The 944-nt window shown below is 51.5% G+C and carries 1 protein-coding gene; it reads right to left on the reverse strand.

The genetic code is table 11. The features are described 5' to 3' along the window. Positions 1-944 (reverse strand): hypothetical protein (locus AZI86_RS19345; protein ID WP_437340143.1); only part of this gene is annotated, 944 nt, incomplete at both ends.

Consider the following 944-nt stretch of genomic DNA (forward strand, 5'->3'; position numbering starts at 1 on the left):
CCAACCGCACTAGGACCACCGCCGGAAGAATATAAACTCCAACTTCTTCCACTCGCTATATTGTTGATCATCTGAAAGCCAATTGAATTTGCCGAGGAACCTACCGAACGAATTCCGTTAGAATTCGAAGAAGCCACCTCAAAATTCGTGGTGGGGTTGGTCGTTCCGACACCGACAAGTCCACTGGAAGTAATCGTCATTGCTTCGGCATAAGAGGAAGCTCCATTGGGCACAACGGTGAACATAAGATTAGCGCCCGCATTAGAGGCCGAGTGATTTTCGGTCGCAACCGAGATCATGCCCGCACCGAAATTAGAATTATGGTTGCGCATTTGGAATGAGCCCATAATATCGTTGTTCTGCGCATAGGTTGGCGACGTGTAAGTCCCTCGCGATCTTACAGTATAAATATTTGGATTTGCTGATGACGAGGCGACATAGTTAAGAACATCATTCCAGTCGTTAGCAATGACGGCGAGGCGTCCGTCAGCCACGGTTAATTTGTCCGAGGGATAATCTGTTCCGATCCCGATGCGACCGCCGGAGTCTATTGTCATACGACGGGTGTTTGAGACCGCATCCCAAAGATAAAAGGTTTGCTCCCCGGCTCCGGCAGGGTCCACACCCAGGCTCCATTTTTCAAGTCCGTTACTGCGGAATTTGATTTCACTTTTAAAATTACTGGCGCCGTTGGTGTTATCTAAAACCAACGCATTTAAATTACCCGCTCCCGCGCCGCCCGGGTTGCTGGCGAAGCGACCCGAAACCGAGGTCCCGGTCGCCGTCGAAACGGCATCTAGCGCCGCCACTGGTGTCGAATTAATACCCAAGCGACGGTTGGTGTTATCCCAAACAAAATTAGCGGAACCCGCAAAAGCGCCAGAATTATTAAATTGAACTTGGGTCGTCGCCCCACCCGGCGTGGCTGCCGCAGGCCAGCCCGC

Origin of the sequence: Bdellovibrio bacteriovorus (assembly GCF_001592735.1) — a bacterium.
In the GTDB taxonomy this organism is placed as follows: domain Bacteria; phylum Bdellovibrionota; class Bdellovibrionia; order Bdellovibrionales; family Bdellovibrionaceae; genus Bdellovibrio; species Bdellovibrio bacteriovorus_D.